The following is a 25,940-nucleotide window of genomic DNA, read 5'->3' as shown; positions in this document are numbered from 1 at the left end:
TGGTATAGTCATTGGAATCTCAAGAAATCGGGAGGATCTACAATGAACCGGCAATCGAAAGGCCGCTCCCCCTACGCCGACATGCTCAGGCGTTATTTGCTGCCTCAAAAAAACACGCTGTGGCTGCTTGCGGCACTGCTCGTCCTGACGATCGGGCTGCAGCTCGTTAATCCGCAGATCATCCGGTATTTTATCGACTCGGCCCAATCGGGCAGCGATTTGAAGCCGCTTCTTCTTGCCGCGGCCCTGTTTATCGGGTTCTCCGTCGTACAGGGTGGAATATCGGTACTGGCTACATACTTCAGCGAGAATCTCGGCTGGAAGACGACGAACGCGCTGCGCAGCGATCTTGCGGCGCACTGCCTGTCGCTCGATATGCCTTTCCATAAGTCGCAGACGTCGGGCGCCCTGATCGAGCGCGTGGACGGGGACGTGAATGCGCTGGCGAATTTCTTCTCCAGCATGATTATCCATCTGATCGGCAACTTCCTGCTCATGGTCGGCATTATCGTGCTGCTGTTCCGGGAGAGCTGGCTGATCGGCGCGGGCATGACGCTCTTCGTCATCGCCGCGGTGTTCGTTATCCAGCAGATCCGCAAGTTCAACGGGCCGTTCTGGAAGGATTGGCGGCAGGCGAGCGCGGAGCTGTACGGCTTCATCGGCGAGCAGCTGGAAGGCACGGAGGATATTCGGGCCAACGGCGCGTCGGGCTTCGTAATGGGCCGCTTCTATAATATGCTGCCGAATATGCTGCGCGTGAGACTGCGGGCCTTTCTAGGCTTCGCCTCCATGTGGAACACGACCATCGTCGTCTTCACGCTCGGCAATGCGATGGCGTTCGCGATCAGCGCGTATTTATGGAAGACGGATGCGATCACGCTCGGGACGGTGTTTTTGATCTTCTTCTATACGGAGCTGCTGGCGAAGCCGATCGAGAAGATCCGGACGCAGATGGAAGATTTGCAAAAGGCGGACGCCAGCATCTCGCGCATACGGACGCTGTTCGAGACGCGCTCCTCCATCGAGGACGGTCCCGGCGCGCCGCTGCCTGAAGGACCGCTGGCGGTAGCGTTCGACGATGTGACGTTCTCGTACGAGGATCATAGCGGCGATCCGACGCTTAGCGGCCTTCGGCTGCAGCTGGCGCCGGGAGAGGTGCTCGGGCTGCTTGGCCGGACCGGCAGCGGCAAATCGACGATCGCGAGGCTGCTGCTTCGTTTCTACGATCCGCAGGAAGGCGCGATCCGCCTCGGAGGCACCGACATTCGGCAGTGCAAGCTGAGCGGTCTGCGCAAACGGGTCGCCATGGTCACGCAAAACATCGAGATCATGGAAGGCACGATCCGCGATAATTTGACGCTGTACGATGATTCCGTGCCCGATGCGAAGATCGTCGAGGTGCTGGAGCAGCTCGGATTGGGAAGCTGGTACGCTTCCATGCCGCAAGGGCTGGACACGATGCTCGCCTCCGGAGGCGGCAGCCTGTCCGCGGGCGAGGCGCAGCTGCTGGCCTTCGCCCGCGTGTTCTTGACGGACCCGGGGCTCATCATCATGGACGAAGCGTCGTCCCGGCTCGATCCCCTGACCGAACAGCGGATCGAAGAAGCGATCGGCAGGCTGCTCGCCAACCGTTCCTGCATCATCATCGCGCATCGCTTGGCGACGGTGCAGCGGGCCGACCGGATCGCGATCCTGGAGGACGGCGTCGTTATCGAATCGGGCCGCCGCGAGGCGCTTGCGGCCGATCCGGAATCCCGGTTCAGCGCGATGCTGGCGACGGGACTCGAGGAGGTGCTGGCATGACGACGTTTCAATTCCTGCGCAGGCTCATTATGCTCCGCCCGCTGCTGTATGTGGGAAATGCGCTGGCGTGGACGGTTATTTACCTGATCCCGATCGCGCCCGGCCTCATTACGCAGCAATTCTTCGACTCGCTGACCGGCAGCGATAGCCTCAAGATCGGCACATGGGGCATTATCGCGCTGCTGCTCGCGGCCGCGCTGGCGCGCGTCGCCATGATTTACGTCGGCTGCATCACCGACGTGCAGTATCGCTTCCGCATGTCGATGATCCTGCGGCGGAATCTGCTCGGCCATGTGCTGAAGCAGCCCGGCGCGCGGGCCATTCCCGTATCGCCGGGCGAAGCGATCAGCTACTTCCGCGACGACGTGGATCAGACCGAAGAGGCCGTCAGCTGGTCGGTGGACGTGTTCGGCCTGACCTGCTTCGCGATCGTATCGAGCTACATTCTGCTGAAGATCGACGTGCAGATGACGCTGCTCGTCTTCCTGCCGCTCGTGCTCGTCGTGACTGTGGCGCAGCTCGCGACCACGCGGCTGCAGAAATACCGGGCAGCCAGCCGGGAGTCGACGGCCCGCGTGACCGGCGCGATCAGCGAAATGTTCGGCAACGTGCAGGCGATCCAGGTGGCAGGCGCGGAGGACCGCGTCATCGAACGGTTCAGACGATTTAATGAAGACCGTCGCAAAACGATGCTCAAAGACAAGCTGCTCGGCGAAACGCTGGATACCGTCTTCACGAATTCCGTGAATCTGGGAATCGGGTTGATTCTTCTGCTGGCGGGGGCCAAAATGCGCGGCGGAAGCTTCACGGTAGGGGACTTCTCGCTGTTCGTCTACTACTTGACGTTCGTCACGCAGGTCATATCCAACGTAGGCAAGTTCATGACGTATTTCAAACAGATGACCGTCGCATTGGCGCGGATGACGGAGCTGCTGCAAGGCGCGGCCGCCGGCGTGCTGACGAGGCGAGGAAAGCTGGTGCTCGCCAAGGGCAGCCGGCCCGCGGCGGAAGCTTCGGACCCTGCCGTCGCCCGTGAGCCGCTTCGGGCATTGGAAGTTACGGGCCTCAGCTATCGGTTCCCCGATACAGGCCGGGGCATCGAGAACGTGGGGCTGAGACTGGAGGGCGGATCGTTCACCGTCGTGACGGGCGCCATCGGCTCGGGCAAGACGACGCTCGTCCGCACGCTGCTCGGCCTATTGCCGAAGGACGAAGGGACGATTACCTGGAACGGGAAGCCGGTCGAGGAACCCGGTACGTTCTTCACGCCGGCGCAAAGCGCGTACTCCGCGCAAATTCCGAGATTGTACAGCGATACGCTGCGCAACAATATCTTGCTGGGCCACCGGGACAATGACGGCGAACTGGCGAGGGCGGTCCATGATTCCGTCATGGAGTACGACGTTGCCCACCTGCAGCAGGGGCTGGAGACGGTGGTCGGTCCCCGTGGCGTCAAGCTGTCCGGGGGTCAGATGCAGCGGGCGGCGGCGGCGCGGATGCTCGTGCGGGAAGCGGAGCTGTACGTGTTCGACGACGTCTCCAGCGCGCTCGACGTGGAGACGGAGCAGAAGCTGTGGGAACGGATCTTTGCGAGCCGCGGGAACGCCGCTTGCCTCGTCGTCTCCCATCGCCGCGCCGCGCTTGCGCATGCCGACCATATCATCGTCATGAAAGACGGCCGCATCGAATCCGAAGGCACGGTCGACGAGCTGCTGGCCGCGAGCGAGACGTTCCGAGAGCTGTGGTACGGGGACGAGCGGGGCAAGGACGGCCGCGTGCAGCAGGATTAATGGAGCGATCGAGTTCATAGGTTCGCGAATGAGAAGAAGACTGCAGGCGTGATCCCGCCTGCAGTCTTTTGTGATACTCAGGATCGCAGAGCCGGCGGGGAACGACGAGTTCGCTAGGTTCGTCAAGCTTGCCGGGCTCGTCACATCCGCCGGCTACCCAGCATGGCCGTACCGAATTGTCGGACTGCCCCGCGTCAGACGACGATCGCGATACTCCGAGGTGTTTCACGCCATTTACGGCATTGATCCCAACATGCTGACGGCTGCGCTGCAGCCTATTACGGGAACGGTCGTCATCGGTTCGCCTCCCGTTAGGGAAAAGCAGAAGAAGGCTGCAAGCGGTTCGCCGCTTGCAGCCTTCTTCTGCTATAGATATGTCCACGCCAGGCCCGTTTCGTGCCCACGTCGTGTCCGTGTTGTGGCCAAGTCGTATCCGCACGAGCGTTTAATCCGCCCACCAGCGCTTCAACTGCTTCCACCAGCTCTTCGTCTGTTCCGCTTTCGCGTCGCCGTCGCCGCCTGCGGATGCCGCCGAGTCGCCGTGCGCGCCGCAGACCAAGGTCGGCTGCGTGCCGCTGACGAACGATTCCAGCCGCCGGTTCGGGCAGGTTTTCCCGGCCAGCTTGCCGGTCTCGGGATCGACGTAGACGGAGACGACGCCCTCCGGAAGCGGGAAAATCTTCGGCGGCACCGCGGACAGCGCGTTCTCCGTGTACGAGGCGAAGATCGGCGCCGCGCGGTGCGCCTCGAGAGGCGTCAGCTTGCGTCCCTTGTCATAGCCGACCCAGACTGCCGTAGCCAGCTCCGGCGTATAGCCGACGAGCCAGGCGTCGGTCGAGGTCGTGCCCGTCTTGCCGGCAACGGGACGTTTGATCGTCGCGGAGACGCGGTTGCCCGTGCCGCCAGTATCGAACACGCTCTCCATCATGCTCGTCAGCACGTACGCATGCGCCGCGTCGACGACGGAGACCGCTGCCGGCTTCGCTTCGTAGAGCACCTCGCCCTTGCTGTCCTCGATCCGGAGGATCGCCGTCGGCTCGAACCGCACGCCGCCGTTCGCGAACGTGCCGAACGCGGAGGCCATCTCGAACGGGCTGACGGGGAACGTGCCGAGCGCGAGCGACGGCAGCGGCTGCATGGGGCTGTCGATGCCGAGCTTCCGCGCCATGTCGATGACGTTCTCGGGACCGACCTTCATGATGGAATTGACCGCATAGATATTGTCGGAGGACGCGATGGCCTGCCGCATGTCGATGAGGCCGTTTACGTACTTGTTGTTGTAATTGCTCGGCGCGTACGTCTTGCGCCCTTCGTCGTAGGTGAAGACGGTCGGCGCGCTTTTGAACTGGGACACCGGCGTCAGGGATCCCTGCTGCAGCGCCGTCAGGTACAGGATCGGTTTGAACGACGAGCCGGGCTGGCGCGTCGTCGCGAACACGCGGTTATACTGGTTCGTCTTATAGTCGCGTCCGCCGACCATCGCTTTGATGTACCCGCTGCGCGGATCGATGGAGATGAGCGCGGCCTGCTGCTCCGACGTGCTCGGAATACCGGCGGCGACGGCGTTCTCCGCGGCGCGCTGCGCCTCGGGATCCAGCGTCGTGTAGATGCGGATGCCGCCTTCGCTCAGCAGCCGCTCGTCGATGCCGAGCTTATCGACGGCCACGTACCGCACGTAGTCGCGGAAGTAGGGCGCGATGCCGGCCTGCTTGCTCGTGCCGAGCGGGACGAAGCTCAGCATTTCCGCGCCGGCCGCCTTGGCGTCGGTACCCTGGATCATGCCTTGGTCCGCCATCGTCTGCAGAATCGTCCGCTGCCGGTCTTTGGCGTTTTTCATATCCATATAAGGCGAATAATATTTGGGCCCCTTCGGGATGCCCGCGAGCATCGCGCTCTCCGCGAGCGTCAGCTCCGAGGCATGCTTGCCGTAATATAGCTCGGAGGCCGCTTCGGCGCCGTAAGCACCGTGGCCGTAATAGATTTGGTTCAAGTACATGGACAGAATCTCATCCTTGGAGTAGTGCATCTCCAGTTGGATCGTGTACATGGCTTCCTTCAGCTTCCGCGACCAGGTCCGCTCATGCGTGAGATACAGGTTGCGCGCGAGCTGCTGGGTCAGCGTGCTGGCGCCCTGCCGGCGCGAGAGATGCTCCAGGTTGACGAGCGCCGCGCGGGCCATGCCTTTCATATCGAAGCCGAGATGGTCGAAGAAGCGCTGGTCCTCGATGGCGAGCGTCGCTTCCACGAGATACGGCGAGATGTTCGCGAGCGGCACGGACTGCCGGTTCTCTCCGGCGTGAAACGTATCCATGATATGTCCCTGCGCGTCCAGCATTTGGGACGTTTGGCTGATCGATGAAGCAGGCAGCGCCTGCACGCGCAAATAATAGAGAAAGCCGAATGCTGCCATGAACAGCACGAGCAGCGTACCGCCCGCGTAGATCAGCCCCTTGCGCAAACGGCGGAGCAGCGGCATCCAACGCTCGGCTGCAATGGCGAACGGCGGCCGGCGTTTCCCGCGGCCGCTCTGCTTGATACGATACCAGCTCATACCTGATGCCTCCTCGTGATTACCTAAGCTATCCAACTAGTATGGAAAACATTGGACTGCGCTATTCAAGCGAGTGGCGGCGGGATATGAAATTTTTGTGCAGGAATGGCAGAAGGTTGCTTTTTCCCCCCGTTAACTTATAATACAGATTGAAACATTTGACCTTATGAATCAATGGCAACCATACATACACGAAAGCAGGGATTAACCGATGGAACTGTGGTACACGGAGAAGCAAACCCCGAGTTACGGCATTACGGCCAAAGTCAAAGAAACGTACGTGAGCGAGCAGACGGAATTTCAAAAGCTCGATATGATCGAAACCGAAGAGTTCGGCACGATGCTCGTGCTGGACGGCATGGTCATGACGACCGACAAGGACGAGTTCGTCTATCATGAAATGGTGGCGCACCCCGTGCTCTACACGCACCCGAACCCGCGCAAAGTGCTTGTCGTGGGCGGCGGCGACGGCGGCGTTATCCGTGAAATCCTGAAGCACCCGAGCGTGGAGAAAGCCGTTCTTGTCGACATCGACGGCAAAGTAATCGAGTATTCCAAGAAGTACCTGCCGAACATCGCGTGCGGCCTGGACGATCCACGCGTCGAAGTGATCGTGAACGACGGCTTCATGCATATTCACGACCACAAGAACGAGTACGACGTCGTCATGGTCGATTCCACGGAGCCGGTAGGCCCTGCGGTCAACCTGTTCACGCGCGGCTTCTACCAAGGCATCTACGACTCGCTGAAGGAAGACGGCATCTTCGTCGCGCAGACGGACAACCCATGGTTCACGCCGGACCTGATCTCGAGCGTTAACCGCGACGTGAAGGAAGTATTCCCGATCGTGCGCGTCTTCTGGGCGAACGTGCCGACGTACCCGAGCGGCCTGTGGACGTTTACGATGGGCAGCAAAAAATACGATCCGCTCGAGGTCGACGAGTCCGCCATTCCGGAGATCGACACCAAGTACTACTCCCCGCGCCTGCACAAAGCGGCGTTCGTACTGCCGAAATTCGTCGAAGATCTCGTGAAGTAAGATAAGACTAGGACTCGACCAGATTAGACTTGAAAATAAGTCCGGTTGAACAGATAAGACTTGGCAACAAGTCTGCTTGACCAGATAAGACTTGGCAGCAAGTCTGCTCGAATAGGAAAGGAACATTAGCGACTATGAAACTCGATCAAAAATATTCCGGCAATGTGTTCATTCTGAGCTCGGAAGACTATAACGCGTCCAAAGCGGTCATTTACGGCATGCCGATGGACTTCACCGTATCGTTCCGCCCGGGCTCGCGCTTCGGCCCGCCTCGTATCCGCGAGGTGTCGATCGGCCTGGAAGAGTACAGCCCGTACTTGGATCGCAGTCTTGAAGATATCGACTATTTCGATGCCGGCGATCTGCTGCTGCCGTTCGGCAACGCGGCGCGCTCGCTCGACATTATCGGCGAGTTCGTGGCCGGCGTGCTGGAGGACGGCAAAATGCCGGTCGGTCTCGGCGGCGAGCATCTGTGCTCGTGGCCGATTTTCCAAGAGGTGTACAAGAAATACCCGGACATGGCGATCATTCATTTCGACGCCCATGCCGACCTGCGCGAGTCTTACGAAGGCGAGCCGTTGTCGCACTCGACGCCGCTTCGCAAGGCGGCAGGCCTGATCGGCGGCAAGAACGTCTACCAATTCGGGATCCGTTCCGGTTCGCGCGAGGAATGGCAGTTTGCCCGCGAGAACATTAACTTCCATCCGTTCGAAGTGCTGGAGCCGCTCAAGAAAGTGCTGCCCGAGCTCGCCGGCCGTCCCGTCTACCTGACGATCGACATCGACGTGCTGGATCCTTCGGCGGCACCGGGCACGGGCACGGCGGAAGCCGGCGGCATCACGTCCAAGGAACTGATCGACGCGGTACACGCGATCGCCCGTTCCGGCGTCAATGTCATCGGCTGCGACCTCGTAGAGGTGGCGCCTGCCTACGATCCGACCGAACAAACGCAGATCGTCGCGGCGAAAATCATCCGCGAGATGCTGCTTGGTTTCATCAAATAAAGCAAAAAACGCCGCAGTCCGTGCGAAATGCACGGCCGCGGCGTTTTTTTGTTGTGCGAAAGCGAGTCCTGCCACAATTCACCCATAGTTCAACCCACGGCCCCTACAGCTCCAACGTCATAAACAGGCTGTTGGGATCCGGCGCGTAGCTCGAGAACGGGCCGCATTCTTGGAAGCCGAAGCCGACGTAGAGGCGCTTTGCCGGATCGAAAGCAGCCATGGAACCCGTCTCCAGGCTGAGCCGCGAATAGCCGCGCCGCTTGGCTTCCTCGATGATATGCGCCAGGAGACGGCGCGCGACGCCTTTCCGGAGATGGCCGGCGGCCGTGCGCATGGACTTGATCTCGCCGTGCGATGCGTCCAGTTCCTTCAATGCTCCGCAGCCCATCAGCTCTCCTTGGTCCCAAGCGCTCCAGAACGTAATCTCCGGCTGCTTCAATCCCGTCAGATCGAGGGCATGTACGCTCTCCGGCGGGGAACTCTCGAACATCCCCTTCAGATGCTCCCGGATCAGGGCTGTAATTTCGGGGCCAGTCAACTCATCCACGATTATTTCCAAGACGATCTCCTCCAATGCCGCGGTGCAAGCAGCGCGTTCGTTAACCTATAGAATGAGTATAAAGGTCATGCCCGCGCGGGCACAACGTGACGCGGCTGCGGGAGGTGGGGCGCTTAGCCGGGAGGTGGGGCGAAGCGCGGCATGCCATCTGCGGAATTCGCGTTTACGGCCCGTTCCAATTTTCAAGGTCAAGGTACCGAGCGCGCATGACCGCTGTAAAATAGAAGCAGAGCGGGTATTCCTCCCTGAATGACCGCGGTTGTCTCGGAAAGTCGCTCGGACGGCGCTTGGAAGCTTTCTTTTTTGGTCATACTGGTTAGTAGTGTGAGACGATAGAGGGAGGCGCGGAGCATGACCATATTGCCGATACATGAACGGCTCGCGGAGCTGTGGACGATTCGCGGGGGGCGGCACCTGACCGGGGAAGAGCAGGCGGACTTCGAGCACTGCCTCGCGGTGAATGCCATGCATATTAGACAACTCGCCAATCTGCACAACCTTTCGCTGGCTGCATCGATGGTTGGAGACGTAGAGTGGCAGCATGAAATTTGCCGCCGGCTGGAGAAGCTGAGCGGTCTTCCGCCGGGCTCGCCCCAGTTGTAGCGCGGTGCAGGCGCGAGTCCCGCTGCTGGACAGGCCGTAGGCATGGCCACGTCTGTGCTGCTGCGCGGCTTGCAATGGGTGCCCTCCCCGGGTAAGCTCGGAGGATAGAGGAGGCGATTCCCCATGCGCGTTCAATCATTCCCGCCGATGATCCGGGAGGGGGCGACGGTGCTGGTGCTGGGCAGCATGCCTGGCGAGGCGTCCATCGCCGCGAACCAATATTATGGCAATCCCCGCAACCATATGTGGCGGGTGCTTTACGGATTGTTCGGCCTGGAACCGGACGAGTCCTACGAGGATCGGCTCGCGTTCGCGGCCGCGCACGGCATCGCGATGTGGGACGTCATCGCGTCCTGCGAGCGCGTGGGCAGCCTGGATGCCAATATCCGCGCGGAAGTGCCTAACGACCTGCCGGGCTTGCTGGCGGATCATCCGAGCGTGCGGGCCTTGATTTTCAACGGCGCCAAGTCGCATGACACGTTCATGAAATATTTCAAGAACCATCCCGCCGCGGCGGGGCTGGACAAGCTGAAGCTGCCGTCCACGAGCCCGATCCCGACGAGAACGATGCGGACGACCGCCGACCGGATCGAAGCCTGGCGCGTGCTGCTTCCGTTTTTGAAATGACGATTGCCGCTTGCAATTTTTGCGAGGTCGCATATAATAGGGAAAATAACAGCCACATACGATGAACGGGATAGTAGCTTGCAAGGCGCTGACAGCAGCGAGCCGGGATGGTGGAAGCCGGCGCAGCGGGGCAAGGGAAACGCACCCGGGAGTTGATCGACTGAATACGGCTACGGCGATTGCTTCTGTTGCAAGACAGGCAGACTGAACTCGCCCGACGAACCGCCGCGCTAGGCCGATCCGGTCACCCCGTTATCGTGTTCGAGAGGTTACGCGCATATCGCTTTTTCTGCGGGAGCGCGCTGGCCAGAAGAGTGGTACCGCGGATATTCACCTCCGTCTCTTTATTGAGACGGGGGTTTTCTTGTTGTTCGGGTTATTCAGGCCGGCTTGGCCCGCCATTTGAAATTGCAGGTCCGCCTGATATAGTGGGGACAGGAGAATGAAGAGGACGGGAGACCAGGGCGATGAACGATAAGGCAAAAGTAAGGATCACGCTGGAGAGCGACATCGATGGCGAAGCGCAGCTCAATCATATCGACGGCGAATGGTACCGCAAGGGGAACGCGTTCTTCCTGAAGTACGCGGAGACCGAGGACGGCAGCGAAGTGCGGACGATCGTCCGCTGGCGCGACGGCGAACTTAGCGTAACCCGCCGAGGTGCCGTGGAGTCCGAGCAGACGTTCATGGCCGGCGTCCGCAGGGGCGGGAAATACGAGTCCAAGCATGCGTCGTTTGGGCTGGAGACGGAAACGAGCCTGCTCTGGGTGCAGTTCGGCGACTTGTCCAAAGCCGGACCGAGCGAGGATAAGCTGCTGCCGACCTTGCCGCTACTGCTGGAATGGCATTATAAGCTGCTTGTCGGCGACGACGAGATCGGCAGCTTCGTCATCCGGCTGCGCGCGGAGGAACGATGAGAGACGTTTGATCGGCCGCAAGGCTTACTATGAATAGGGGGATATGATTCGATATGAAACCAAGTGTCATTGAACAGCTTCATCTGCAAGTGAAAGAAGCGATCGCCGATGCGGTCGTCGCGGCCGGATTGGCTGCGCGCGAAGAGCTTCCGGTCTTCGTGCTGGAAGTGCCGAAGGAGAAGGCGCACGGCGACCTGGCCTCGAATGCCGCCATGCAGCTGACGAAGCTGGCCAAGAAGAACCCGCGCCAGATTGCGGAGGCGATCATTGCGCATCTGGATACGGCCAAGGCGTCCATCCAAAGCGCGGAAATCGCAGGACCCGGCTTTATTAACTTCCGTCTGGACCGCAGCTTCCTGTATCCGGTCATCGCCCAGACGGCGGAGCAGGGCGCCGATTACGGCCGCATTGGCGCCGGCGGCGGACAACGCGTCCAAGTGGAGTACGTCAGCGCGAATCCGACCGGCAGTTTGCATCTCGGCCATGCCCGCGGCGCCGCCGTCGGCGACGCACTCTGCAACCTGCTCGATTTCGCGGGCTACGACGTCACGCGGGAATATTACATCAACGACGCGGGCAAGCAGGTCGCGAACCTGGCGCTCTCCATCGAAGCGCGGTATAAACAAGCGCTTGGCCTGGAGGCTTCCATGCCGGAGGACGGTTACCATGGCGAGGATATCGTCGGGTTTGCGAAGGAGCTGGCCGCATCCGAAGGCGATCGGCTGCTGTCGCTGTCCGACGAGGAACGCTTCAATTTCTTCCGCGACTACGGACTCACGCGCGAGCTTGCCAAGATCAAACGCGACCTAAGCGAATTCCGCGTCGGGTTCGACGTCTGGTTCAGCGAGACGTCTCTCTATGAGACGGGCCAAGTCGTGCAGGCGCTCGAGGCGCTTCGCGAGCGCGGCCAAGTTTACGAGGAAGAGGGCGCGACCTGGCTGAACACGATGGCCTACGGCGACGACAAGAACCGCGTGCTTGTGAAGAATGACGGTTCGTACACGTATTTGACGCCGGACATCGCGTATCACCGCGACAAATTCGGCCGCGGCTTCGACAAGATGATCAACATTTGGGGCGCCGATCACCACGGCTACATTCCGCGCGTGAAAGCGGCGATGGAGGCGCTCGGCAACGATTCCCAGAAGCTCGTCGTGCTGATCGCGCAGATGGTCAGCCTGTTCCAGAACGGCGAGAAGGTCAAGATGTCCAAGCGGACCGGCAAGGCCGTCACGATGGAAGATCTGACGGAAGAGGTCGGCACGGACGCCATCCGATATTTCTTCACGATGCGCAGCATGGATTCGCATCTGGATTTCGATATGGACCTGGCGATCTCGACGTCCAACGAGAATCCGGTCTTCTACGTCCAGTACGCCCACGCGCGGATCTGCAGCATCTTCCGCCAAGCGGAGGAGCAGGGCATTGCCGTGCTGCCGCTGAACGAGGTGGATCTGAGCAAGCTGGCGACGGAGCACGAGTTCGACCTGCTTCGCAAGATCGGCGAGCTGCCGCTCGAAATCGCGGAAGCCGCGGGGCAGTATGCGCCGCATCGCCTGATCCGCTATGTATACGAGCTGGCGTCGCTGTTCCACAGCTATTACCGCGCGGACCGCGTGATTACCGAGGACGCGGCGCAGACCCAAGCGCGCTTCGCGCTGCTCGGCGCAGCCCGCATCGCCATCGCGAACGTGCTCAAGCTCGTCGGCGTATCCGCGCCGGAGCGCATGTAGTTCCATGGCCCGCGCAGCCGCGGCAGGGAGCTTCGCCGCCCCGCGCTGCACAGCCCCGTCACGCGAACCAGGCCGCGGAACTTATCGTTCCACGGCCTGGAGCATGCGCAAGACATCCAGCTCCCCGGTCAAACGGGGCGTTTTCGTGCCTCGCAAAGGCAGCATCGATCGCTTGACGACCGCCTTGATGTCCGTCGGCGTCAACCCGGGGCGATGGGCGAGAAGCAGCGCGATGGCGCCGCTGACATGGGAGGTGGCCATCGAAGTGCCGCTCATTTCGTTGTACTTGCCGCGCAGCCATGACGAAAGAATCTTGTCGCCGGGCGCGTAGACGTCGATGTGCATGCCGCGGTTGCTGAACGGCGCGATCCGGCGCAGGCGATTGGTTGCGCCGACCGCGATCGTTTGCGGATACCGGGCAGGATAATCGATGGACTTGCGCTTGCCGTCGTTGCCGGAGGACGCGACGATGATGACGCCGGCGTTGTAGGCGTTGTTGACGGCGGTCAGGAGCGATTTGCTGCGCGTTTTCATGCCGAAGCTCATGTTGACGATATCCATGCCGCTGCGCACGCACCAGTCGATGCCGAGCACGATGTCGGAGACGAAGGCGCTGCCGTTGTGGTCGAACGCCTTGACCGGATGCACGGTGGCCCGCGGCGCGACGCCGATCATGCCGTGCAGCTGATTGGCGGCGGCGATGGTGCCGGCGATATGCGTGCCATGGCCGTTATCGTCATGCGGCAGGGAGCCCCGGTTCAATAAATTGATTCCCCGTCCGAGCGACTGCTTCAGATCGGGGTGACTGAAATCGACGCCGGTATCGATGACGCCGACCTTGACGCGGTGTCCCGTCGTGGTGCTCCAAGCCAGCGGCGCTTTGATTTCCTGCACGCCCCACGGAATGCCTTTCTCGCGGGCGACCGGCTTGTGCACGGTAGCGTGGACCGACACGCAGGGGTCATTCTCCATCCAAATGCCGTTCGCGGGCGCGATGGCCAGCAATTCGCTCGTGACGGGGAGAGAGAAGGCTTCTATGGAGGGCAAATGCCGAACGGCTTCCGAGGCGTCCTCGCTGGGCATGTCGAAGTTCGACCATTCGAGCAGGAAACGTTCGTAGTCGCTGTGATGCCAGAAGCGGACGATTCGGCGCTTGGCCGCGGATGCTGAGGGTGACGTCGCGCTGTGCAACAGGCGGAGAATTGCGGATCTGTCCAAATTTGGCTTCCCCTCCATGGCGAATCATGCTGCAGTATTGTATGAAGAAGGGCAACAAGCTGTATAAGCAACTTGCCTTTTTTCGCATAATTAGGCTGCAAACCGTGTCATTCGCCGCACGGGGACATAGTATAGACCAAGAGTCCTTACCGGACTCTTGTACCGGATACCGGCGAACGCCGCGGTCCGGAAGGATACAGTCAAAGCGGAGGGATCCCTTCCGCTTTTTCTTTTTTGTAATCGTTCTTGCAAGCCGATACCGAGGCTCCCGTACGCCGCTGCTTTTCGGTGGGACGGCCCTTCTCGGTCCTCTGCGAGAGGAGCGTTTCATTCCATCTTTGTTCGAGCGGCGGGGACGGCTTGCTTTTTGAGATAAAATAGGTTTTACTATAGTTTGATAATGTATTGCTTGCAATCGGCAGGCAATTTGACATGAGAGGAAGTGTCCGAAATGAGCAGCGAGATCGTCTTGAAAATCGATCCGGAACGCGTCAAGGAAATGCCCATGGTTGACCTGGCATTCGAATTGCTTAAAGCGGCGAACACGCCGTTTTACTATCGCGACATCATGATGGAAATCGCCAAGATCCGGGGCCTGTCCCAAGAGCAAATCAACCAAGTGATTGCGCAAGTATATACAGAGATCAACATCGACGGCCGATTCGCATGCGTCGGCAGCAACATGTGGGGGCTTAAACGCTGGTACCCTGTCGAACGCAACGAAGATCCGGTCGGCAACGCGAAGCGTTCCCGTATCATTAACGACGAAGACGACGACGACGATGCTTACGTGGACGAGGAAGAAGATACGTACGCGGCGGAAGACGACGATTTCGATTCGTACGACGAAGATCAGGAGATTTTCGACGAAGCCGAAGAAGAGGCAGAAGTCGACGAAGAAGTGCTGATCGACGACGAGGAATCCGAAGAAGAGAGCGTTGACGAAGACGCAGAGGGCGCGGAATCCGGCGAGGAAGACGAAGACGAAGACGGTTTGGACGAAGACGAAGAGGACGACGACGACAAGTAAAACGAAGGCCTCGGCCGCCTGCTCAAGTTTCCTTGACAGGCGGTTTCTCAGTTGTTAAGATATTGTTTGGGCTTCAAGTTCGGACATAAGGTATAAGCCAAAATTAGAAAGTGCCCCGTTTATACGGGTGTCACTTTTTTCTTTTTTATGGACCATTTTTCTGATGGAATTGGGAGAACCTATATCATAACCATACAGGCGTTGGAGGGTATTATCAGTGACTAAGTACATTTTCGTAACAGGCGGTGTCGTTTCATCGCTTGGCAAGGGCATAACGGCAGCTTCGCTCGGGCGCTTGCTCAAGAACCGCGGTCTTAAAGTGACGATTCAGAAGTTCGATCCGTACATCAACGTCGACCCGGGAACCATGAGTCCGTATCAACATGGCGAGGTATTCGTGACGGATGACGGCGCGGAGACGGATCTGGACTTGGGCCACTACGAGCGTTTCATCGACATCAACCTGTCCAAGAACAGCAACGTAACGACGGGCAAAATCTATTCGTCGGTCATCACGAAGGAACGCCGCGGCGAATACCTGGGTGGTACCGTGCAAGTCATTCCTCATATCACGAACGAAATCAAGGAACGCGTATTCCGCGCGGGCAAAGAGACCGGCTCGGACGTCGTGATTACCGAGATCGGCGGTACGGTCGGCGATATCGAGAGCCTTCCGTTCCTTGAAGCTATCCGTCAAATCAAAAGCGACATCGGCCGTGAGAATGTCATGTACATCCATGTCACGCTGATTCCTTATATCAAAGCGGCCGGCGAAGTGAAGACGAAGCCGACGCAGCACAGCGTAAAAGAACTGAGAAGTATCGGGATCCAGCCGAACGTTATCGTTTGCCGGACGGAGTATCCGCTTGCCGAAGATATGAAACGCAAGATTGCCTTGTTCTGCGATATCGACGAGAATGCCGTCGTGGAATGCCGCGATGCTTCTACGCTCTATGAGGTTCCTCTTAATCTGCGCGACGAAGGTTTGGACGAGATCGTCGTGAATCATCTGAAGCTGAACACGCCCGCACCGGACATGACGGAGTGGGAAGACCTCGTTCGCCGCGTCAAGCAGCTTTCCCGAACGACGGAAATCGCTATTGTCGGGAAGTACGTGGCGCTGCACGATGCATACCTCAGTATCGTAGAATCGCTCAGCCACGCCGGCTTCGATGCCGACGCGGACGTGAAATTGCGCTGGGTGAACGCGGAAGAGCTGACGGATCAGAACGTGGCCGATAAGCTGCAGGGCATCCACGGCATTCTGGTTCCGGGCGGCTTCGGAGACCGCGGCATCGAAGGCAAAATCGTCGCGATCCGCCATGCGCGCGAGAACAACGTGCCGTTCTTCGGCATTTGCCTCGGCATGCAGGTGGCCGTAATCGAATACGCGCGCAACGTAACCGCGCTTACGGACGCGAACAGCTCGGAGATCAATCCGCTTACGCCTTATCCGGTCATCGACCTGCTGCCCGAGCAGAAGGATATCGAAGACATGGGCGGCACGATGCGCCTGGGCCTCTATCCGTGCAAGCTGACGCCGGGATCGCTGGCAGAGCGCGAATATAACGACGAGCTTGTTTACGAGCGTCACCGTCACCGGTACGAGTTCAACAACGAATACCGGGAGACGATCGAATCCGCCGGACTCAAAATCACGGGTACCTCGCCGGATGGGCGCCTCGTGGAGATGGTGGAACTTCCAACGCATCCGTGGTTCCTTGCGGTGCAGTTCCATCCTGAATTCACGTCGCGTCCTAACCGGCCGCAGCCGCTCTTCCGCGGATTCGTGCGCGCCGCGCTAGAATTGGCAGAGAGCTAACACACGCTGTAAGACTTAAAGTTTTTTTCCAGCTAAGCAGGAATATGGATGCGCGGAAGCGAAATTATGCCATTATTGGATTTTAAACCAATCGTGGCGATTGATCGTCGTGCATTCCTAGGAGGGTTTCAAGTTGGAAAACAAGAAAGTCTTGATAGTCGATGATCAGAACGGCATTCGTATTTTGCTCATGGAAGTGTTCAGCAGCGAAGGGTACACCACGTTTCAGGCGCCGAACGGCAAGATGGCGCTCGAGATCGTCCGGAACGAGTCTCCGGATCTGGTCTTGCTCGATATGAAGATTCCCGGTATGGACGGGCTTGAGATTTTGAAGCATGTCAAAGCGATCAACAAAGACATCAAGGTCATCATGATGACGGCGTACGGCGAGCTCGACATGATTAAAGAAGCGACTGACCATGGTGCGCTGATGCACTTTACGAAACCGTTCGACATTGACGAGATGCGGATGGCGGTCAATTTGCAGCTGCGCGGAGGAGAGTCCGGCGGCTGGTATGCAGTGGGATCCTGATTACGGGGTCCCTCTTTTTTTTGCGCTGCGCGTATCCGGGGATTGCCAGGACTTGTACCAAACGAAAGTTGGATGTGGTATAATGACCGGGTGCGCGATTCGCTTGTCTATCGCCGCTGCGTAAGGCAGGATCGACATGAACACCCAAGCGTAACTTCCGATAGTCAAAGGAATTATACAGCTGCGCAATGCGCGAGAGAAGCAGGCGCCCCGTCCTTCAAGATCGCTTTGAGAGATGGAGCGCTTGCTTTATGGCATTATCGGCTGTTTGTTCCCTTGCTCTCACCGGATGGGAGGATAACGAATACCGATGGAAAAATTGATGATTCGCGGCGGTCGCCCGCTGCGCGGCACCGTGCAAATCAGCGGTGCGAAGAACAGCGCCGTTGCGCTTTTGCCCGCCTCTATCTTGGCGGAATCGACGGTGACGCTCGATAATCTGCCTCATCTCAGCGATGTGGCGGTTTACAGCGAGATTTTGGAGGAACTTGGCGGTGTCGTGGAATGGAGCGGAGATTCCATTGTCATCGATCCTTCGGCCATGGTATCCAAACCGATGCCGAACGGCAAAGTAAAGCTGCTCCGCGCCTCCTATTATCTGATGGGCGCCATGCTCGGACGTTTCGGCGAAGCAACGATCGGCTTGCCGGGGGGCTGCAATTTCGAGCCTCGTCCTATCGATCAGCATATTAAAGGCTTTGAAGCGCTTGGCGCGACGGTAACGAACGATCACGGTTCTATCCGTATCGTTGCGAAGGAATTACGCGGTGCCAAAATTTATTTGGATGTTGTCAGTGTCGGAGCGACGATCAATATCATGCTGGCGGCCTCGCGGGCCAAAGGCTTCACAATCATCGAAAACGCGGCGAAAGAGCCTGAAATCATAGATGTAGCTACGCTTCTTAACGCCATGGGCGCGAAAATCAAAGGGGCCGGCACCGAGACGATTCGCATCGAAGGCGTCGAACGGATGCACGGCTGCCGCCACTCTATCATTCCCGACCGGATCCAAGCAGGTACGTACATGATTATGGCCGCTGCAACGCGCGGCGATATGTTGATCGACAATGTTATCCCGAAGCATATGGAAGCCATGACGGCCAAGCTGCAAGAAATGGGCGTCCACGTCTACGAAATGGATGAATCCATTCGCATCGTCGGGCAGCCGTCCTACGAAGCGATCGACGTGAAAGCCCTGGTATACCCCGGTTTTGCGACGGATTTGCAATCTCCGATGACAAGCCTGCTCACCCAAGCGGCAGGCGTCAGCATATTGAGCGATTACGTGTACAGCAGCCGATTCAAGCATGTGCCTGAATTGTCGCGCATGGGCGCCAACATTCGGGTGGAAGGCCGTTCGGCCATCATTGAAGGCGGCAAGCTTAACGCTGCCAAGGTCCGCGCTGCCGATTTGCGCGCCGGAGCCGCGCTCGTCGTTGCCGCGCTTACGGTAGACGACGGCGTGACGGAGATTACGGGCGTTGAATACATTGACCGCGGCTATGATAACTTAGTCGAGAATTTGCGCATGCTTGGCGCCGATGTTTGGCGCGAATAACGCCGGGACTCTATTTTTCTATCAGATGCGTCGTCGGCCCGAATAGAGAGGGCCGATTCCGGCAATGATGGAATAGGCTTGGCCTTCTTTGTAATCCCTGACCCTGTCCAAGTCGATCCTTTAGTTTGCGTTTCTATGGGAAGAAAGCTTCGCCGTCATGAGACCGGCGACTGCCGAGTCTTCTTGAACCTTGATAAGAAGTGGTGATATTATGTCTGAACTTCAGATCACCGATCTCGAAGTGATGAAGCTCACGGAGCTTTACAAGCTGGCCAAGCAGCATCAGATTCAAGGCTATGGCCAGTTGAAGAAGAGAGAATTGATATTTGCGATCCTGCGCGCGCAAGCGGAACAAAGCGGACTCATGTTTATGCAAGGCGTACTCGAAATTTTACCGGAGGGCTTCGGCTTCCTAAGACCCATCAACTACTTGCCTAGCACCGAGGATATCTACATTTCGGCCTCGCAAATCCGCAAGTTCGATCTCCGCATCGGGGATGTCGTATCCGGCAAGTGCCGGGCTCCCAAAGAAAACGAACGTTATTTCGGTCTCTTGCAGGTCAATGCCGTTAACGGCGAAAGCCCCGAACATGCTGCAGAACGTCTTCATTTTCCGGCCCTGACTCCTCTCTATCCCGAGAAGAAACTCGTTCTCGAAACCGCCCAGCCCAAACTTTCGACGCGTATCATGGATTTGCTTGCCCCTGTCGGGCTTGGACAACGCGGACTGATCGTCGCGCCGCCCAAAGCCGGCAAGACGCAGCTGATCAAGGAAATCGCGAACAGCATCGCCACCAACAACCCTGAGATCGAGTTGATCGTACTGCTGATCGATGAACGTCCGGAGGAAGTGACGGATATGTCGCGTTCGGTGAAGGGCGAAGTCGTAGCTTCGACGTTCGACGAGCTGCCCGAAAATCACGTCAAAGTGGCAGAGCTGGTGCTGGAACGCGCATTGCGGCTCGTCGAGCATAAGAAAGACGTTGTGATTTTGCTGGACAGCATTACGCGGCTTGCGCGTGCGTACAACCTGGTCGTACCTGCGTCCGGCCGGACGCTCAGCGGCGGTATCGATCCTGCCGCATTCCATCGTCCGAAGCGTTTCTTCGGCTCCGCGCGCAACGTGGAGGAAGGCGGAAGCCTGACGATCCTGGCAACCGCGCTCATCGAGACGGGATCCCGTATGGATGACATCATTTATGAAGAGTTTAAAGGTACGGGTAATATGGAACTGCATCTTGACCGGAAGCTGGCTGATCGCCGAATCTTCCCCGCGCTCGATATCCGCCGTTCGGGTACGCGCCGCGAAGAGATGCTGTTAACCAAGGAGCAATTGGATAAAGTGTGGAGTATTCGCAAGAATATGAACGATTCCATTGAATTCATCGACGGTTTCCTCAAGAAGCTGGCGGACACGAAGACCAACGAGGAATTCCTCATGTCCCTCGACACGTCAGGCGTTACGCCTCCGGCGACGAGAACCCGGCAGGGCACGGGAACGTCCGGCAGCGGCAGAAGCAGCGCCGGCAGCAGCAGTAACAGAAGCAGCTCCGGAAGCAGCGAGAGCAGCGTTCAGCGGCGTCCCGCATCGCGTTCGACTACGGTAACTTAGATTATATAAAAGCAAGTTTGTTTTAGGAGGTGCATCATGAATCTCGTATATGCTGACGAACAAGGCAACTTGTTCGATCATCCCGATTGGATTGCGCTTGGCCGCAGCGGCGACATGGTCGTGGAGCTGATGGAAGACGAGCTGATTCCGCTGCCGGACGGCGCGACGATGGTTGGCTTGCCGCATACGCGTCCCATCGGCATCCATGCGGCTTCCGGCGACATGCGACCCCTGCCCGGCCAGTATCAGGCTGTCGGCGCGCTGCTGCCGCAGGGCTACACCCGGTTGTGCATTCCCGGCTATATGAAGACGGACAAGACGCAGAAGCTTCCGCTGTTCGGCTACTCGGCCGTCGTATGGAAGGATGGCGGATTTTACGTCGCCGCGCAGAAATGCGATGACCCGGAGCGTTGGAATCCGCTTAACTGCGATCCGAAGGAGCTGAATGTAGGCGTCGAGCGCCTGCTGGCGAAGTATCCGGAGAACCGTCTTTATCAACATCTTTCGAATTGCGCGCTCGGCTATGAGTGCTTGACCGCGTCCAACACGTTCCTGCAGCGCTGGGAAGGCGCCGTGCCGGTCTCGTTCTCGTGCAACGCCGGCTGCTATGGCTGTATTTCCGAACAACCGGACGACAGCGGGTTCCCTGCTCCGCAGACACGGATGAACTTCAAACCGACGGTGCAGGAACTCGTGGACGTCATGCTGGAACATTTGAATGCGCCGGATTCCATAATCAGTTTCGGCCAAGGCTGCGAAGGCGAGCCTTCCACGCAGGCCAAGATTATCATCGATGCCATGCGCGAGGTGCGCAGCCGGACATCGATGGGTTATATCAACATCAACACGAATGCCGGATTAACGGATCATATCCGCGGCATCGTGGATGCCGGACTCAATCTGATGCGCGTCAGCACCATCAGCGCGCTCGACGATCACTACAATGCGTATTACAAGCCGCGCGGCTACAACCTGGCCAACGTCGAGAAATCGCTTCGCTATGCGACGGACAAAGGCGTCTACACGTCGATCAACTATTTGATCTTCCCGGGCGTCACCGACCGCGAAGAGGAGATCGAGGCGATGCTGGGTTTCGTGAAACGGACAGGCCTCAAGCTGATCCAGATGCGCAACCTCAATATTGATCCGGAGAGCTATTTGGAGCTCATTCCGAAGGCGCAGGGGGAAATCTACGGCATGAAGCAAATGCTGGAAATCTTCGCCGACGAGCTGCCGGACGTCGTTATCGGATCCTACACCCACGTGCCTCCGGCGCCGATCAAGCAGCCTTTTTGACCAACTTTTCGTTACGTTGGCCGAGTGATGGAAGGCATTGCGCCAAAGGAATAGCCATGCTATAATCGAAGTTGTCTTTATAGAACTCTGGGTCCGCCTGTGATCCAGGGCAGAAAGAGGTGAACGAGATGAAGCAAGGTATTCATCCGACATACCACGTCACTTCAGTAACTTGCGCTTGCGGCAACACTTTCGAGTCTGGTTCGATCAAACAGAACCTTCGCGTAGAGATTTGCTCCAACTGCCACCCATTCTTCACGGGTAAGCAAAAGTTCCTGGATGCCGGCGGTCGCGTCGACAAATTCAAGAAGAAATACGGTATCTAATCCGTTCCTGCCGGAAATTAGCAGAATACAAGAACCTCCCTCAGCCATCCTATTGGTTAAAGGGAGGTTTTTTTATGTTAAGCTCACGGGTTCTGCTGGGCACGCTCGCATTGGCGGCAGCCATCTCGCTAACCGCCTGCGGGAACAAGGACGCGACCAACAATTACAACTCCAAGTCATACGGACATGACGGCTATATGGGTTTATCCAACAGCAATCCGCATCTTCCGAACCGCAATGGGGAGTTTCTGAATCAAGATACGGACGGCGACTTCGCCCAAAGCAAGCTGAAGCAAATACCGGGCGTTGACAAGGCGTCGATTGTATTTCGAGCTCCGGACATGTTTGTGACCGTTACGCCGAGGAAAGGCTTCGACAGCGCGCGAGTCAAAGCGGAAGCCCTCACCGTGCTGCAGTTTAACATGCCGCGATACAACGTTCATGTCAATATGGCGCGTTGACCGTGTCGTCTTCCAGGGAATAGGCAGTTGCACTTTTGGATTGAACAAGCTATACTTATCTCTGCCGTGCTAGACGGGGAGGTAGCGGTGCCCTGTAACTCGCAATCCGCTGTAGCGAGGTTGAATTCCTTTCGTAGGTTTTTGCTGTGTGGGGCTGGTGTTCATGAACAGTGTTGACGGTTGGGTCCTCCGCAATGGGCGCTTGTGAACGGGTCAGGTCCGGAAGGAAGCAGCCATAAGCAAGTTTGCCCATGTGCCGGAGGAGTGCTTGACCAGAGCTGGGAGTGAGCTTTCCGCTCATGTCGCTTAAATCGAGGATAGGTGCACGGTCCTGATTTATCAATGATAACATCCGAATTGACTCTTTGAAGTCATGCAGGGTGTTTTTTGATTTTAGGGGAAATTCGGCAGGAAGTTTGGCAGGCTAACGCGAAAAAGTAGAATCGAACATTCGAACGCGGTCGAATTCCGGTGCATGCAACGGTTTTTTTGGTTGACGGCATCGTGTATAATAGAAGAGCGGTCAGCTGTACAGGCCGTGGATGACAACAGCCGAAAGGAACGGACTCGATGTCGCATATTGCTTTATACCGTGCCTGGCGTCCGCAGACGTTCCAGGATATGGTCGGCCAACAGCATATTATTCAGACGCTGCAGAACGCGATCCGAGAGGATCGGGTCTCGCATGCTTACTTATTCAACGGGCCGCGGGGAACGGGCAAGACGACGACGGCCAAAGTATTAGCGAAGGCGATTAACTGCGAGAGCGGTCCATCGCCAGAACCTTGCAATATCTGCGATGCATGCCGTGGAATAACGGCAGGCACCGTCATGGACGTCGTAGAGATCGACGCTGCTTCCAATCGCGGGATTGACGAGATCCGGGATATCCGAGATAAAGTCCGGTACGCCCCGTCGGAAGTTCGGACGAAAGTGTATATTATTGATGAAGTCCACATGCTTACTTCGGAGGCATTCAACGCGCTTCTCAAGACGCTCGAAGAACCGCCGGCCCACGTGATCTTTATATTAGCCACGACGGAGCCGCATAAACTGCCTGCGACGATCATATCGCGCTGTCAGCGTTTTGATTTTCGGCAGGTATCGCTCCCGGAACAGACAACGCGCCTGCGCCGCATATGCGACGACGAGGGCATTTCGGCCGATGAGGATGCGCTTGCTTACATAGCGAGGCTCTCGGACGGCGGCATGCGTGACGCGATCAGCTTGCTTGAGCAAGTATCCGCTTACGGCGGCGAGCATATCTCGCTCAACGACGCGGTGGATGTGACCGGCGGCTTGGCGGCCGAGCAGTTTGAGCAGCTGGCGGAAGCAGTCCGAGACCGGAATGCCGGTGCGATTCTGCCGCTGGTAGAAGGGCTCATGCAGGCTGGCAAGAGCGCGGATAAGTGCCTCGAGAATCTGGTTTACTACTTCCGGGATTTGCTGGTGCTGAAGCTGGCCCCGCAGGGCAAGGCAGCGACGGAGCGCATCGTGGATCAGGATAAATACAGGCAGATGGCATCGTCCTTCAGCTCGGAGCTTCTGTTCCGCATGATTGACGTGCTTAATCAATACCAGCTTGAAATTCGCCATGCCGCGCTGCCGCAGACGATCTTCGAAGTTGCGCTAATGAAAATTTGCACGCTGCAAGAATCCGGCGGCCAGCGGCTTGTCGATGGATCTGTTTCATCAGAAGCTGCTGCATCGTCATCGGGGGGCGAGATTCAGCGGCTCCAACAACGCATAGACACGCTGGAACGCCGGATTGAGCAATTGATCCAAACAGGCTTGAAGGCGGATGCCGGCGCCGCACAAGACCAAGGATCGGCTCGCGGCGGAGGCAGCCGCGGCTCGAACAACTTCGGCAAGAGCGGATCAGGAGGCGGATTGGGGAATTCTATCGCCCGCGTGAAGCTAGATCCGTTTCTCGCGGCGGCGGAGAGTCAGGCGACCGGCCAGGTGCGGATGAAGTGGGCGGACATTTTGCAGCGCGTGAAGGGACACAATATTTCCACGCATGCTTGGTTCGTGAACGGAGACCCCGTCTCGGCCGCGGAGAATACGATCCTGGTCGCGTTCAAAAACTCGATTCACCGCGAGACGACCGAGAAACCTGCCAACCGCGACGTAATCGAACAGGTGCTGCAGGAAGTTTATAACCGCCCGGTTCGCCTGGCTACCGTGATGCTGAAAGAGTGGCAGACGGCGGCCGAGAAAGGGCCGGCACCGGCGGATGAGTTAACGTTGCTGCAAGAAGATGAGCGGGCTGGCCCGCCTCCAGAACCCGAATGGGTGGAGGAAGCCGTGAAGCTCTTTGGCGAGGATCTCGTCGTCATTGAAGATAAGTGAGCCTAATGTTACACGACATCAACTAACTCAAGGAGTGGTCAAACGATGAACAACATGAACAATATGATGAAGCAAGTGAAGAAAATGCAGGAGCAAATGCTGAAAGCCCAAGAAGAATTGGGAACCAAGATCATTGAAGGAACTGCCGGAGGCGGCGTCGTAACCGTAATCGTTAACGGCCACAAGAACGTTCAAAGCATTACGATCAAACCGGAAGCGGTGGATCCCGAAGATGTCGAGATGCTGCAGGATCTCGTCATGACGGCCATCAACGATGCGCTTAACAAAGCGGATGAGCTCGCGAACAAAGATATGGGCAAATTTACGGGCGGCATGAAAATTCCGGGCCTTTTCTAAATTAGTTTCACGAATAGAGGAGAAGCGCTTTGTATTATCCCGAACCGATAGCCAAACTTATAGATGCCTTCAGCCGATTGCCCGGCATCGGTCCCAAGACGGCGGGCAGACTGGCCTTCCATACGCTGAAGATGAAAGAAGACGACGTCATCGATTTTGCGAAAGCGCTGGTGAGCGTCAAGCGTAACCTTCATTATTGCTCGGTCTGCTGTAATATTACGGACACGGATCCATGCCGAATCTGTCAGGATAAGAGCAGGGATCAATCGATCATTTGCGTCGTTCAGGAATCCAAGGACTTGGTTGCGATGGAGCGGACGAAGGAGTTTGAAGGGCAGTATCATGTGCTTCAAGGGGCGATATCGCCTATGGAGGGCATTGGCCCGGACGAGATCCGTATAGCCGAGCTGCTGCGTCGTCTTAGCGATGAGACCGTCCAGGAGCTGATTCTAGCGACGAATCCGAATATCGAGGGAGAGGCGACGGCGATGTACTTATCGCGACTCGTTAAGCCTTTCGGTATTAAAGTGACGCGCATAGCCCACGGATTGCCGGTTGGCGGCGATCTCGAATACGCGGATGAGGTCACGTTGTCCAAAGCATTGGAAGGCCGCAGAGAATTAGGTTAAGTTAATGGAATCAAATGTTTTTGAGTCCCGTGGGAGAGTTCTCCTGCGGGGCTTTTTAATTTGTATGGCAATCTTCAATCGCATTAAGGCTTGTTCTAATTCCCGAGCATACCCTCATACA

Annotated in this window: 22 protein-coding genes and 1 other RNA gene; 20 read left to right on the top strand and 3 right to left on the bottom strand. The window is 57.8% G+C overall.

The window, feature by feature from the left end; genetic code table 11:
- Positions 1–42 precede the first annotated feature (42 nt).
- Together GT003_RS19830 and GT003_RS19825 are read left to right on the top strand one after the other, a co-directional pair.
- Positions 43–1,803: an ABC transporter ATP-binding protein gene (locus GT003_RS19830; protein ID WP_239566001.1), complete on the top strand. Its 1,761-nt coding sequence runs from the start codon at positions 43–45 to the stop codon at positions 1,801–1,803.
- Entirely contained in the window at positions 1,800–3,593 is a 1,794-nt protein-coding gene (locus GT003_RS19825) for an ABC transporter transmembrane domain-containing protein (protein ID WP_161701049.1), read from the top strand. The genes GT003_RS19830 and GT003_RS19825 overlap by 4 nt, the downstream gene beginning before the upstream one ends.
- Positions 3,594–4,038: 445 nt before the next feature.
- Here GT003_RS19825 and GT003_RS19820 read toward each other — a convergent pair whose 3' ends face one another.
- Positions 4,039–6,144, bottom strand: coding sequence for a transglycosylase domain-containing protein (locus GT003_RS19820; RefSeq protein ID WP_161701047.1), 2,106 nt, complete (start codon positions 6,142–6,144; stop codon positions 4,039–4,041).
- 211 nt (positions 6,145–6,355) lie between these two features.
- Between GT003_RS19820 and speE the strand changes: the two genes are divergently transcribed.
- Positions 6,356–7,183 (top strand): polyamine aminopropyltransferase, encoded by an 828-nt coding sequence (gene speE / locus GT003_RS19815; RefSeq protein WP_161701045.1) that lies wholly within the window; start codon positions 6,356–6,358, stop codon positions 7,181–7,183.
- A 134-nt stretch (positions 7,184–7,317) separates the two neighbouring features.
- The gene (speB, locus tag GT003_RS19810; RefSeq protein WP_161701044.1) at positions 7,318–8,187 is read left to right on the top strand and encodes an agmatinase; all 870 of its coding nucleotides are present in this window, start codon (positions 7,318–7,320) and stop codon (positions 8,185–8,187) included.
- A gap of 103 nt (positions 8,188–8,290) precedes the next feature.
- Here the strand turns inward: speB and GT003_RS19805 are convergent, their stop codons facing one another.
- A complete protein-coding gene (locus GT003_RS19805) occupies positions 8,291–8,746 on the bottom strand; it encodes a GNAT family N-acetyltransferase (RefSeq protein WP_161701042.1) in 456 nt (151 codons plus the stop codon).
- 351 nt (positions 8,747–9,097) lie between these two features.
- On the opposite strand from GT003_RS19805, the gene GT003_RS19800 reads away from it, so the two are divergent.
- The 4 genes from GT003_RS19800 (at position 9,098) to argS (ending at position 12,626) form a co-directional block, all read left to right on the top strand.
- On the top strand, positions 9,098–9,349 hold the full coding sequence (locus GT003_RS19800) for a DUF7667 family protein (RefSeq protein ID WP_170312282.1): 252 nt from the start codon (positions 9,098–9,100) through the stop codon (positions 9,347–9,349).
- Between the two features lie 123 nt (positions 9,350–9,472).
- The gene (locus GT003_RS19795; protein ID WP_161701040.1) at positions 9,473–9,976 is read left to right on the top strand and encodes a DNA-deoxyinosine glycosylase; all 504 of its coding nucleotides are present in this window, start codon (positions 9,473–9,475) and stop codon (positions 9,974–9,976) included.
- A 467-nt stretch (positions 9,977–10,443) separates the two neighbouring features.
- Positions 10,444–10,893: a YwiB family protein gene (locus GT003_RS19790; protein ID WP_161701038.1), complete on the top strand. Its 450-nt coding sequence runs from the start codon at positions 10,444–10,446 to the stop codon at positions 10,891–10,893.
- Between the two features lie 53 nt (positions 10,894–10,946).
- Entirely contained in the window at positions 10,947–12,626 is a 1,680-nt protein-coding gene (gene argS, locus GT003_RS19785) for an arginine--tRNA ligase (RefSeq protein ID WP_161701036.1), read from the top strand.
- Between the two features lie 81 nt (positions 12,627–12,707).
- On the opposite strand, the gene GT003_RS19780 is transcribed toward argS, so the two are convergent.
- Positions 12,708–13,844, bottom strand: a complete 1,137-nt coding sequence (locus tag GT003_RS19780) for a S8 family peptidase (RefSeq protein ID WP_161701034.1) — start codon at positions 13,842–13,844, stop codon at positions 12,708–12,710.
- A gap of 451 nt (positions 13,845–14,295) precedes the next feature.
- On the opposite strand from GT003_RS19780, the gene rpoE reads away from it, so the two are divergent.
- The 12 genes from rpoE to recR all read left to right on the top strand — a co-directional run bounded on the left by rpoE (position 14,296) and on the right by recR (position 25,819).
- Positions 14,296–14,874 carry a DNA-directed RNA polymerase subunit delta gene (rpoE, locus tag GT003_RS19775; protein WP_161701032.1) on the top strand — a complete coding sequence of 193 codons (579 nt, stop codon included), beginning with the start codon at positions 14,296–14,298 and terminating at the stop codon, positions 14,872–14,874.
- Between the two features lie 217 nt (positions 14,875–15,091).
- Positions 15,092–16,696 carry a CTP synthase gene (gene pyrG, locus GT003_RS19770; RefSeq protein WP_161701030.1) on the top strand — a complete coding sequence of 535 codons (1,605 nt, stop codon included), beginning with the start codon at positions 15,092–15,094 and terminating at the stop codon, positions 16,694–16,696.
- A gap of 133 nt (positions 16,697–16,829) precedes the next feature.
- Positions 16,830–17,228, top strand: coding sequence for a response regulator (locus tag GT003_RS19765; RefSeq protein ID WP_161701028.1), 399 nt, complete (start codon positions 16,830–16,832; stop codon positions 17,226–17,228).
- 310 nt (positions 17,229–17,538) lie between these two features.
- Positions 17,539–18,786, top strand: a complete 1,248-nt coding sequence (gene murA / locus GT003_RS19760) for a UDP-N-acetylglucosamine 1-carboxyvinyltransferase (protein WP_161701026.1) — start codon at positions 17,539–17,541, stop codon at positions 18,784–18,786.
- 211 nt (positions 18,787–18,997) lie between these two features.
- The gene (gene rho / locus GT003_RS19755; protein ID WP_161701024.1) at positions 18,998–20,398 is read left to right on the top strand and encodes a transcription termination factor Rho; all 1,401 of its coding nucleotides are present in this window, start codon (positions 18,998–19,000) and stop codon (positions 20,396–20,398) included.
- 36 nt (positions 20,399–20,434) lie between these two features.
- Positions 20,435–21,694 (top strand): radical SAM family protein, encoded by a 1,260-nt coding sequence (locus tag GT003_RS19750; RefSeq protein WP_161701022.1) that lies wholly within the window; start codon positions 20,435–20,437, stop codon positions 21,692–21,694.
- A 128-nt stretch (positions 21,695–21,822) separates the two neighbouring features.
- A complete protein-coding gene (gene rpmE / locus GT003_RS19745; RefSeq protein ID WP_161701020.1) occupies positions 21,823–22,020 on the top strand; it encodes a 50S ribosomal protein L31 in 198 nt (65 codons plus the stop codon).
- Between the two features lie 74 nt (positions 22,021–22,094).
- Positions 22,095–22,481: a hypothetical protein gene (locus tag GT003_RS19740; RefSeq protein WP_161701018.1), complete on the top strand. Its 387-nt coding sequence runs from the start codon at positions 22,095–22,097 to the stop codon at positions 22,479–22,481.
- Positions 22,482–22,545: 64 nt separating this feature from the next.
- An RNA gene (gene ffs, locus GT003_RS19735) (signal recognition particle sRNA large type) lies at positions 22,546–22,810 on the top strand.
- 241 nt (positions 22,811–23,051) lie between these two features.
- Complete coding sequence (gene dnaX, locus GT003_RS19730) at positions 23,052–24,833, top strand: DNA polymerase III subunit gamma/tau (RefSeq protein WP_161701016.1); 1,782 nt, start codon at positions 23,052–23,054, stop codon at positions 24,831–24,833.
- A 45-nt stretch (positions 24,834–24,878) separates the two neighbouring features.
- Complete coding sequence (locus GT003_RS19725) at positions 24,879–25,190, top strand: YbaB/EbfC family nucleoid-associated protein (RefSeq protein WP_161701013.1); 312 nt, start codon at positions 24,879–24,881, stop codon at positions 25,188–25,190.
- A 29-nt stretch (positions 25,191–25,219) separates the two neighbouring features.
- Entirely contained in the window at positions 25,220–25,819 is a 600-nt protein-coding gene (gene recR, locus GT003_RS19720; RefSeq protein ID WP_161701011.1) for a recombination mediator RecR, read from the top strand.
- The last annotated feature ends 121 nt before the right edge of the window (positions 25,820–25,940 follow it).

This window comes from Paenibacillus sacheonensis (genome assembly GCF_009909195.1).
GTDB classification, from domain to species: Bacteria; Bacillota; Bacilli; order Paenibacillales; family Paenibacillaceae; genus Paenibacillus_Z; species Paenibacillus_Z sacheonensis.
The sequence above is the reverse complement of the archived record's forward strand: the minus strand, read 5'-3'. Positions and strand labels throughout refer to the sequence as shown.

Bases quoted from the DNA above. Each gene is read 5' to 3' on its own strand.
- GT003_RS19830 (WP_239566001.1), top strand. From the start codon at position 43: ATGAACCGGCAATCGAAAGGCCGCTCCCCCTACGCCGACATGCTCAGG.
- murA (WP_161701026.1), top strand. From the start codon at position 17,539: ATGGAAAAATTGATGATTCGCGGCGGTCGCCCGCTGCGCGGCACCGTG.
- GT003_RS19750 (WP_161701022.1), top strand. From the start codon at position 20,435: ATGAATCTCGTATATGCTGACGAACAAGGCAACTTGTTCGATCATCCC.
- speB (WP_161701044.1), top strand. From the start codon at position 7,318: ATGAAACTCGATCAAAAATATTCCGGCAATGTGTTCATTCTGAGCTCG.
- argS (WP_161701036.1), top strand. From the start codon at position 10,947: ATGAAACCAAGTGTCATTGAACAGCTTCATCTGCAAGTGAAAGAAGCG.
- GT003_RS19790 (WP_161701038.1), top strand. From the start codon at position 10,444: ATGAACGATAAGGCAAAAGTAAGGATCACGCTGGAGAGCGACATCGAT.
- dnaX (WP_161701016.1), top strand. From the start codon at position 23,052: ATGTCGCATATTGCTTTATACCGTGCCTGGCGTCCGCAGACGTTCCAG.
- speE (WP_161701045.1), top strand. From the start codon at position 6,356: ATGGAACTGTGGTACACGGAGAAGCAAACCCCGAGTTACGGCATTACG.
- GT003_RS19800 (WP_170312282.1), top strand. From the start codon at position 9,098: ATGACCATATTGCCGATACATGAACGGCTCGCGGAGCTGTGGACGATT.
- GT003_RS19825 (WP_161701049.1), top strand. From the start codon at position 1,800: ATGACGACGTTTCAATTCCTGCGCAGGCTCATTATGCTCCGCCCGCTG.
- GT003_RS19740 (WP_161701018.1), top strand. From the start codon at position 22,095: ATGTTAAGCTCACGGGTTCTGCTGGGCACGCTCGCATTGGCGGCAGCC.
- GT003_RS19795 (WP_161701040.1), top strand. From the start codon at position 9,473: ATGCGCGTTCAATCATTCCCGCCGATGATCCGGGAGGGGGCGACGGTG.
- rpmE (WP_161701020.1), top strand. From the start codon at position 21,823: ATGAAGCAAGGTATTCATCCGACATACCACGTCACTTCAGTAACTTGC.
- rpoE (WP_161701032.1), top strand. From the start codon at position 14,296: ATGAGCAGCGAGATCGTCTTGAAAATCGATCCGGAACGCGTCAAGGAA.
- GT003_RS19820 (WP_161701047.1), bottom strand. From the start codon at position 6,144: ATGAGCTGGTATCGTATCAAGCAGAGCGGCCGCGGGAAACGCCGGCCG.
- rho (WP_161701024.1), top strand. From the start codon at position 18,998: ATGTCTGAACTTCAGATCACCGATCTCGAAGTGATGAAGCTCACGGAG.
- GT003_RS19725 (WP_161701013.1), top strand. From the start codon at position 24,879: ATGAACAACATGAACAATATGATGAAGCAAGTGAAGAAAATGCAGGAG.